This window comes from Empedobacter sp. GD03865 (genome assembly GCF_029840775.1).
In the GTDB taxonomy this organism is placed as follows: domain Bacteria; phylum Bacteroidota; class Bacteroidia; order Flavobacteriales; family Weeksellaceae; genus Empedobacter; species Empedobacter falsenii_B.
The window spans coordinates 37922-47852 of the sequence record NZ_JAOCDF010000030.1; the positions used below are offsets into that span (position 1 = coordinate 37922).

Consider the following 9931-nt stretch of genomic DNA (forward strand, 5'->3'; position numbering starts at 1 on the left):
ATTCCTGCAAAAGTACGATTTACAAATAGGGTTTAAAGTTAAATTAGAATTATTTTTTCTTAATAATAAATTCTTGCTGAGATAATTTTTGAGCATACTCAAAAAAGCTCTTTAATGTTGAATAATCTTTACTTTCGAAAACAGATTTATTTACTAAAAGCTGTGTCAAAATTTGTATTGAATTATCTTTTATAAGAAAATTTTGATGATACAATAAATCTTCATTTGGTTTCACTGTTTTGGTAAAATCTGATGGAGAAATCACCTCAAAACCTTCAGGAATTTTAACTTTTGAATTAACCACAAAATATAAAGGAAAATTAAATTCAATTTTATTTTTTCTATCTTTTTCATCAAAAATAAAAGTTGATAGATACTGTTTTAAAGGATTTTCTACAGTATAAAAACTATTATTATTGTTGATTTGCGCCACACCCAGTGTCATTTTCTTATATTTCTCATCATTATTATCATAAAAAATTCCTTTGTTATTTGTATCATCATACGTTGTATTGATAGCTGGAGTTAAATAGGTGTATATTAGGTCATTTTTATCTTTTACATTCTCATTATAGAAATAACCGTCAAACATTTCTTTTCTTGTTTGTGTAATTTGTTTATTCTCTTGAATTGTATACGAAAAATTTGCTTCATAAGAAGATAATTGAGGTTTTAGATTAAGAAAAACATCTTCTTTTGTGTTCATATTAAATGCTAAATCATTGAAGATATTTATCGAAGGATGTCTTAATTGTTCCACCGAAACATTTGCAGCATTTATAATATAAGTCGATTTATCATTTAATTCAACTAAATTAATTATTGCATCAAATTGATTTAAGTAAGGGAAATTAGTAATTAATTTACCATGTTGTCTTGTACTTACTAACAATAAATCAGATTTTATATTTTTTGCTTTTAATAATGTTTGAAAAAGAGTATTTAAATCTGCCAAATTACCGGTATGTTTATCTACTATTGTACGTTGAGTTTCACTTAGAAATATTGAACGAAAATAATTCCACTTAAAATTTTTATTAAAATAATCTACAACATTCTTCAATGTTTCAAGCTGAGTAGCTCCATTTGGAATTTCATTAGCTATTTTACCTACATAACTTTCATTAAGATACTTATTATTACTATTTAATAATTCGTTCTTTAAATCTTTCCATGTTTGTATAGTCGTTTTATACTTTGGTACATTTCCTAAAACACTACCACTTTCACCATAATAACCTTTTAATTGCAAACGAATTCTCTCACTATAATCTTTGATATTGTAGACAAATTTTAATTCTTTATAACTCGGAATATTAGTTAACTCCCATTCAGCTTTACTATTTTTATTTGCATACTTTTCAACCAGTCTCTTACCAATCAATAAATTTGTGTAGTCTAAATAACCAGTGACTTCAGCTTTAAACTTACTACTCATAGTTGGCAAGGAATGTTGAAAATCCCAAGCATCAATTAAATATAAGTGATTTCCTGTAATTCTATATTGAATTTCTATAATCGATCCTACTTTTATGTTGGGAAAAGCAAGTCTTTTAACACTATAATAATCATTCAATTTTACATCAAATATTTCCTTGTTATCAAGCGGATAATTGACAAACTGCCCATTATCTTGATTAATTGTTTGACCTTTTATATCTGAAATAATTTCTGCATTATTCTTAGAATAATACTCAATCTCAATATTTGCATGATCAATTCCTTTATCTGTCAAAATTTTTACACGTTTCTTTATATCAATATAATAATTACCTCCTGTAATATTAATATAGCCAACTTCCGAAAGAATAACAGCGTCTGCATCTTTTTCAAAAGGAACTTGTTTTAAAGCTATTTGTTCTGCTGTTATTTTATCAAAACCTCCCAAAGATTTTTGAGCATGCAAAGTGTAAAAAAACAAAATAACAATAAAGAATAAACGTTTTTTCATAAGTAATATTAATTGTATCAAATATATAAAACAGAAATCAATTTACAGCAACTCCTTCAACGCTTTTTCTAAAGTAGGATATTGAAATTTGAAACCTGTTTCTTGAATTTTAGTTGCGTCAATTCTAGATCCATTTAGGACTAAACTACTCATCTCACCTAATGCTAATTTCATAACAAAAGCAGGAATATTTGGCATAAAAAAAGGTTTATTCATTCTTTTCGCTAACGTATGATTGAATTCCGAATGGTTTATATATTGTGGTGAAGATGCATTATAACTTCCTTTTATTTTATCATTATCCACAGCTTCCGCATACATTTGTATCAAATCTGTAATATGTATCCAAGGCATCCATTGTTTTCCGTCGCCAAGATTTGCTCCTACACCAAGTTGAATAGGTTTTTTTAATAATTTGAAACCTTCACCGTTTTTTGACAAAACCAAAGAAGTTCTAAGACAAACCACTCTTGCACCTATTTTTTCGAACTGATAAGCAGCATTTTCCCATGCGACACAAACTTTACCTAAAAAATCAATATTCGGTTCATCAGATTCTTTGAAAATTTTGTTCGAAGTAATTTGTCCATAATAAGCAGTTCCAGACGCGGAGATAAAAAATTTCAAATCAATATTCAATTTTTTGACATACTCAAAAAGTAAATTCGCTGTATCAACTCTACTCGAAAAAATTTCTTTTTTGTAAGAATTTGTCCATCTTTTCGCAATTAAGCTTCCAGCCAAATGAATAATTCCATCCAAATTTTCAAAAACTTTTTCATCAATTGTATCTTTCTCCCAATGATAAAAAGGATGTTCAATCTGTTTTTCTCTTGTCAAAATGCGAACTTGATGACCATTTTCAATTAAAATCTTTGTTAATTCTGAACCAATTAATCCACTTCCACCAGTCAATAGAATATTCATACTAAAATTTTTTCCTAATTTAGCTCATTCCAAAAATATAAACCAATGTTTAAAGGTCGATTTCCTTATCTAAAAAGAATGGGGGCTGATGAAGAAAAGAAGCTAAAACAAAAAATCTTCGATATCATTTTTGAAGCTGATACGCCTTACGGAAAACTTTTTGACATCTCATTATTACTTTTAATTTTATTAAGTGTAGGTTTGGTTATGTTGGAGTCTATTCCAGCAATTAATGCGAGACACCATACAGTTTTAGTATCTTTAGAATGGATTTTAACCTTTTTGTTTACTATAGAATATTTATTAAGAATCTATTGTGTTAAAAATCGTTGGCGCTATATTTTTAGTTTTTATGGAGTTATTGACTTATTGTCTATTTTACCGTTTTATCTTGGTTTAGTTTTACCTACAAGTAAATACCTAGCAAGTATTCGTATTTTAAGATTGCTACGTATTTTCAGAATTTTTAACCTTACACGATTCACACGAGGAAAAAATGTATTGGTACTTGGACTGAAAGAAAGTAAAGATAAAATCATTGTTTTTTTATCATTTGTTCTCTTAATTGTTGTCGTTATCGGATCTATCATGTATATGGTCGAACACGATCATCCTGAATCTGGTTTCACAAGTATACCAATCAGTATTTATTGGGCAATTGTTACTTTAACAACAGTAGGTTATGGTGATATTTCTCCTGTCACTGGTTTGGGACAATTTTTAGCATCTGTTGTTATGATTATAGGTTATGGTGTAATTGCTGTTCCGACAAGTATTGTAACAATGGAAATGAATAAAGCAGCTAAACATAATGAAGATATCCCTACAAATACACAAAGATGTCGCAATTGTGGTGATGATTATCATTTAGATGGTGCTATTTATTGCAAAACCTGCGGGCATCTTTTAAATGAGCCTTAAAATTTATCCAAATTAATAAATCGATTATTGTCGATATGGTTAACGTATTCGTAATTTTTGGTGTAATTAATTGACATATTCAATTCATAACCAACTAACATCAAAATCACATTGATGTATACAAAAATCATCATAATCATTACTAATCCAAGCGATCCATACAACAAATCAATGTTTGTAAAATAACTTAAATACGAATTAAAACCTATCACAGTTAACAAGAACAAAACTGATGTCAAAATAGCACCAGGTAAAACTGTGCTACGCGATTTTTTGTGATTTGGTCCGAAATAATACAACATACACATCGAAACAAAGTAGAAAAGAAATACCGAAAAATAGTTGATTAGATACGAAAACTGTCCAAGTTTACTTAAAAATGAAACGTTGGTTAAGTATTTCCAAATAATTGATGTCGAATAAGATAAAAACACTTGTAACACAATAAAAACTGTAAAAAACAAGGTTAAAATTATCGAAATCATTCTCGATTTTGAGTTTTTTCGCTTTACATAAACATCTTGATACGAAACATTAAACCCATTTATAATTCCTTGTATTCCGTTAGATGACATAAAAATTGTAATCAAAATCAAGAAATAATTCACTTTACGTTTTCCTTGTACAGCCGTCGTTTTATCAATATACGAAATCACTTCATTGCTCACATGTTTAGGCAAAAGTTGCGGAAGAAGTTGTGTAAATAACAAGTTTTTTATCTCTTGGTAATAAACCAAATGCGGTAAAATACTAAACAAAAAAAGCAAAAATGGAAACATACTAAAAAATAAAATCCATGAAACTGCTGCCGAACGCAACGGAAAATTACCTTTCATGACGCGAATCCAAAAAACTTTCAAGAAATCATATACCGTGATACCTGTATTTTTGTTCATCAATTTTGTTTTCGACCAAGCTCGAAAATAATTTATTCCTGTATATGTTTTAAAATCTTGTAGAATGCGCATATTTTTGTCTCAATAAATAATTTTGAATGAATATTACGACCATTTGTATCGGTAAAACAGACGAAAAAGCCATCGAAATGCTATTACAAAAGTATGAAAATCGATTGCCTTCGCACATTAATTATCAAAGAATTGAAATTCCTGACATCAAAAATCGTAAAAATTTGTCCGAAATTCAACAAAAACAAAAAGAAGCTGAGCAAATTTTGAATAAAATCATCAATACAGATTTTGTTATTATTTTGGATGAAAAAGGAAAACAGCCTACTTCGAAGCAATTTGCAGATGATATTCAGAATTACATGAATCAATCTGTCAAAAATCTTGTCTTTGTGATTGGTGGTCCTTATGGTTTTGACGAATCTGTTTACAATCGTGGAAATAAAAAAATGTCTTTATCCAATATGACATTTACGCATCAAATGGTTCGTCTATTTTTGACTGAGCAAATTTACCGAGGATTTAGTATATTGCAGGGTAAACCTTATCATCATGAATAACACCTCTCCATTTGAAGAATTTGTTCCTAAGCAAGAAAATAAACTAAGTTTTGGTATTGGAAAAGCTCTTTTGTATAGCGCAATTGCAGTGATTATAATGCAGTTTGCTGGCGGAATTATTTCAGTTCCAGCACTTTTTTACAAACCGCTTAATCACTTACTTTTACCGTTAGGATTTTTAACAGGAACGGTTTGCGCAATTGTTATTTTATTGATGTTGACACAAACTAAATTTGCATCAATTTTAAAAGATATCAAACATTCTTTTACTCCAATTCAGCTCATATTATCAATAGCTTGTTGGTTATTTCTTTTGCCTTTAGCCGAGGTTGCAACAAGTTTAATTCCAACAACTGGACCTTTAGAAGAAATCTATAAAATCTTTCAAGCTTCTTTTGAAATGATGTTAGATTACAAAATCGCTGGATTTATTATGATTTGTATTTTGGCTCCAATTTTCGAAGAAATTATTTTTAGAGGAATAATCTTGAAAGGAATGCTAAATTTCAATATAAATCCAACCACTGCAATCTTAATCAATGGATTTATTTTTGGATGCGCACACATGAATCCTTGGCAATTTATAGGCGCTGGACTTTTAGGAATCATTTTTGGAGTAGTTTATTACCGTACAAAATCGTTGTTTTTGCCTATGTTATTACATTTCTTAAACAACACACTTTCTTACTCGTTAATGCTGATACAGGGCGATATGGAAGGCGAAGTTTTTGCGCAAAGAGATTATTTATTAATTGGAGGAATGACACTTATCGGAATTTTATCTGTCTATTTATTAATCAAAAAAACAGAACAAAAAACAATATAAATGGAATTAATTTTTGCCACACATAACAACAATAAAGTAAAAGAAGTTACAAAAATGTTACCTTCTTACCTATCGATGAAATCGTTGACTGATATTAATTTCTTTGATGAAATTGAAGAAACTGGAACAACTTTCGAAGAAAATGCGCAATTAAAAGCGAAAACTATTTTCGATAAAACGGGTAAAAATATCTTTGCAGATGATTCTGGATTAGTGATAGAAGCGTTAGATGGTGCGCCTGGTGTATATTCTGCTCGATATGCAGGTACTGGAAAAGACGAAGATAATATCGCAAAAGCGTTGAAAGAATTGGAAGGAGAAACGAATCGAAAAGCTTATTTTATTTCTATTTTCTGTTTAATTTTGAATGGAAAAGAATATTTTTTCGAAGGTCGCGTAAATGGAACAATTGCTACCGAAATTATGGGTGATAATGGTTTTGGTTACGATCCTATTTTTATTCCTGATGGTTTTTCAAAATCATTTGCTCAAATGACTGCTGAAGAAAAAAACGCCATTAGTCATAGAGGAAAAGCTGTCGAAAAATTAAACGATTTTTTAACTAATCTAAACGTAAATTGAGTTTACAACTAACAATATTAGGATTTAATTCGGCATTACCAACAGCTTTTACGCATCCGACCGCTCAATTATTAAATATAGCAGAACGCTATTTTTTGATCGATTGTGGCGAAGGAACACAAGTACAATTGCGAAAAGCGAAGGCTAAATTCAACCGAATAAATCACATTTTTATATCGCATTTGCATGGTGATCATGTTTTTGGATTGATTGGATTAATTTCTACACTTCAATTGCTTGGTCGCGATATGCCTTTGCATATCCATGGTCCGAAAGGAATTGAGGAATTTATTACGACACAATTGCGCTTAACAGAATCTAATAATTCATTCGAGATTATTTTCAATGAATTACATACAAAAGAATCTGTTTTAGTTTTTGAAGATGATAAAGTTGAAGTTTATTCTATTCCACTAAATCACCGAGTTTATACAAATGGTTATCTTTTTCGAGAAAAGCCAAAACCTCGAAAATTGAATATGGATACAATCGAGGAATTTCCTGAAATTGAAATCTGCGATTATCAAAATTTGAAAAATGGAAAAGATTTTACGTTAGAATCTGGAAAAATAATTCCGAATGATTATTTAACGTTTGATGCTCAAAAATCATTGAGTTACGCATTTTGTTCAGACACAAAATATAAACCGGATATTGTTCCTATTATAAAAGATGTCGATTTGTTGTATCATGAATCAACATTTTTGCATGAATTGAAAGATTTAGCAGTTTACACAGGACATACAACTGCAAAAGAAGCTGGAATGATTGCGAAACAAGCCAATGTAAAAAAATTAATTTTAGGTCATTTTTCTAATCGTTATCACGATTATAAACCTTTATTAATCGAAGCCCAAGAAGAATTTACGAATACCGCTTTACCTGAATTGTTGAAAACAATAAAAATAAAAAGTTTGTAATTAAAATATAAAAAAATCCGTTCGAATAATCGAACGGATTTTTTTTGTTTTATAAATGTTTTACCTATTAAGGATTTTGAACTAAAACTCCTTTAGATAAGTTTATTTGCTGTTCTGGAATATATTCTACAATTTCATTTGCCGTTGGTGCAATTGTATAAAATGGATTATTTCCTGATAAATGAGTTCCTGGATATTGACGTTCCATTGTTAATCCATTTCTGAAAACATCAAATTTACGATGACCTTCCCAAGCCAATTCTAATTGACGCTCTTGCATCACAACATCTAATGCGGAAAGACCTCCTAAATTAGCTGTAGTCCACAATCCTCCTGTAGGAATGCCTGCTCTTTCACGAATAACATTAACATCTGTTAAAGCTGCATTTGTATTTCCTAATTTTGCATTTGCTTCTGCACGGATTAAATACATTTCACTTAAACGAGAAATAACTGGAGACCATAAATGAGATTGATCTTCTTGGCCTGAACATTTTAAAATATAATATTTTAAATATCCATTTCTATTTGCTAATTTATTATCGACTAAAACTGTTCTTTCTTTTCCTTCAATATTAATAAAATATTGGAAAGCATCTGCTCCATTCGATTTTTTAATTAATGTTTTCGTTACTCCAGATTCAGTATAGTTATAATCAGTTCCTGACTTAGTTACCACTACACTAGCGTATTGATAATTATCTTTTACATAATATGCATGTAATTCATTAGGTTTTTCAGCATCTAAGACTGGTTTAATTAAAGAATATCTAACATCTTGTGGATATTTACGAACTAACTCTAAATATTTACGTGAAGCATACATTTCTCCCCAACCAGAACCATTAATATTTGCATACATAGAACCAATTGTATACCATCCTCCATCTGGGTAATCAATATTTTTTACAAACTTGATTGAAAAGATATTTTCTGGATTTTTTTCAGGAGCATTAACTGCAAAGTTCTTATATTCATTTTTAGAAATTAATGTAAATTTTCCTGAATCAATTACTTTATTTGCATATTCAATTGCTTTTTGATTATTCTCCATGTAAAGATAAACACGAGACAATAATGCATAAACTGCTTCTTTTGATGCGTACACTTTATCACGACTTTCATCATTAATTAAAGCTTCTGCTTTATCTAAATCTGTTAAAATCTGATCATATACTTGTTTTACAGTACTTCTTGGTAAATTTTCGTACGGATCATCTTTTAATTTAATTGGCACTCCTAAATTTGTACTTGCACCTTGATTATAAGGACGTCCAAATACATTTGTTAAATAAAAGTACATTAAACTACGGATATATAAATTTTCCGCAATTAATTGATCATCCTCTTGCGATTTACCTTCTTCTAATTTCGTCAAGGTACTATTAACACCAGCAATAATCTTGTAAGAATATGCCCAATAGTTATTTACCCTACTATTATTTACAATTCGTTGATAATTGTAATTATTCATTAAATTATCTGTTGTAGAACCACTCAATGCAACATTGTCTCCTGGATATTCAGTAATTCTATGCCAATTTTCTACCCAATTCTTCATTAAGCTATAGTTACCTAACGTTAGGTTTTTAGGAGAACCATCAATATGATCAATTTCTCCTTCAGGTATACTTGTATAAGGCTCATAACCTAAGTCACATGATGTTAAACTCAAAAAAGTTACAGATGCCAATATATATACTATTTTTTTCATTTTTAATTTTTTAGAAAGTTAGATTTAAACCAAATGTGAAACGTTTCGGATTTGGATAATTTGAAGTTCTATCTCCTGAAATAACAGCTTCTACATCAGCTCCTGTATATTTTGTAGCAGTCCACAAATTATCTCCTGAAATATATAATCCTAATCCTTTTAGACCAATTGATTCAATATCTTTTTGATCAAAATTATATCCTAATCTTAAACTTCTCATTCTTAAGAATGAAGCATCTTCTAAATAACGACTAGAGATTTTATTTGAGTTAGCATTACCATTGTAGACCAATTCTGGATGAGTTGCATTGTTTGGATCTGCAGCAGTCCAACGTTTCCAACCACTTTGCATTTTCATTTGGTTATAATATGGATATGCTCCGTCAGAATCAAATAATTCTCTACCAACATTATAGGCTAATCCTCCTTTAGAATACACAAAATCTGCACTTAATGTAAATCCTTTGTATGACATTGTTGAAGAAAATCCTCCATTAAAATCTGGAGTAGTATTTCCTATTCTTTGTAGACTTGCTTGATTATAATTGGTAACTGTTGTTATTTCTCCTGTTTTTTCATCTATTTTTTCCCACATTGGCTTACCTGTTGCAACATCTACACC

General features: G+C 29.6%; 9 protein-coding genes and 1 pseudogene. 5 read left to right on the top strand and 5 right to left on the bottom strand.

Annotated elements, in window-relative coordinates; genetic code table 11:
- Positions 1–49 precede the first annotated feature (49 nt).
- Both N5D46_RS11405 and N5D46_RS11410 read right to left on the bottom strand, forming a co-directional pair.
- Positions 50–1951: a DUF3857 domain-containing protein gene (locus N5D46_RS11405; protein ID WP_038334547.1), complete on the bottom strand. Its 1902-nt coding sequence runs from the start codon at positions 1949–1951 to the stop codon at positions 50–52.
- Positions 1952–1993: 42 nt separating this feature from the next.
- The gene (locus N5D46_RS11410; protein WP_280050016.1) at positions 1994–2878 is read right to left on the bottom strand and encodes a TIGR01777 family oxidoreductase; all 885 of its coding nucleotides are present in this window, start codon (positions 2876–2878) and stop codon (positions 1994–1996) included.
- Positions 2879–2923: 45 nt separating this feature from the next.
- On the opposite strand from N5D46_RS11410, the gene N5D46_RS11415 reads away from it, so the two are divergent.
- Positions 2924–3799, top strand: coding sequence for an ion transporter (locus tag N5D46_RS11415; RefSeq protein WP_280050017.1), 876 nt, complete (start codon positions 2924–2926; stop codon positions 3797–3799).
- Here N5D46_RS11415 and N5D46_RS11420 read toward each other — a convergent pair.
- Positions 3796–4767, bottom strand: coding sequence for a YihY/virulence factor BrkB family protein (locus tag N5D46_RS11420; RefSeq protein WP_125348824.1), 972 nt, complete (start codon positions 4765–4767; stop codon positions 3796–3798). The genes N5D46_RS11415 and N5D46_RS11420 overlap by 4 nt on opposite strands.
- A 26-nt stretch (positions 4768–4793) precedes the next feature.
- Here N5D46_RS11420 and rlmH point away from each other — a divergent pair, with 26 nt between their 5' ends.
- The 4 genes from rlmH to N5D46_RS11440 are packed head-to-tail and all read left to right on the top strand — an operon-like array spanning position 4794 to position 7595.
- Positions 4794–5267 (top strand): 23S rRNA (pseudouridine(1915)-N(3))-methyltransferase RlmH, encoded by a 474-nt coding sequence (gene rlmH / locus N5D46_RS11425; protein ID WP_115001348.1) that lies wholly within the window; start codon positions 4794–4796, stop codon positions 5265–5267.
- Complete coding sequence (locus N5D46_RS11430) at positions 5260–6093, top strand: type II CAAX endopeptidase family protein (RefSeq protein ID WP_280050018.1); 834 nt, start codon at positions 5260–5262, stop codon at positions 6091–6093. The genes rlmH and N5D46_RS11430 overlap by 8 nt, the downstream gene beginning before the upstream one ends.
- Positions 6094–6675, top strand: a complete 582-nt coding sequence (gene rdgB, locus N5D46_RS11435) for an RdgB/HAM1 family non-canonical purine NTP pyrophosphatase (RefSeq protein ID WP_280050019.1) — start codon at positions 6094–6096, stop codon at positions 6673–6675.
- Positions 6672–7595, top strand: a complete 924-nt coding sequence (locus tag N5D46_RS11440) for a ribonuclease Z (RefSeq protein WP_280050020.1) — start codon at positions 6672–6674, stop codon at positions 7593–7595. The genes rdgB and N5D46_RS11440 overlap by 4 nt, the downstream gene beginning before the upstream one ends.
- Positions 7596–7662: 67 nt before the next feature.
- On the opposite strand, the gene N5D46_RS11445 is transcribed toward N5D46_RS11440, so the two are convergent.
- Positions 7663–9309 carry a RagB/SusD family nutrient uptake outer membrane protein gene (locus N5D46_RS11445; RefSeq protein ID WP_280035578.1) on the bottom strand — a complete coding sequence of 549 codons (1647 nt, stop codon included), beginning with the start codon at positions 9307–9309 and terminating at the stop codon, positions 7663–7665.
- A 10-nt stretch (positions 9310–9319) separates the two neighbouring features.
- Positions 9320–9931, bottom strand: a pseudogene (locus tag N5D46_RS11450) (SusC/RagA family TonB-linked outer membrane protein); the annotation flags it as partial.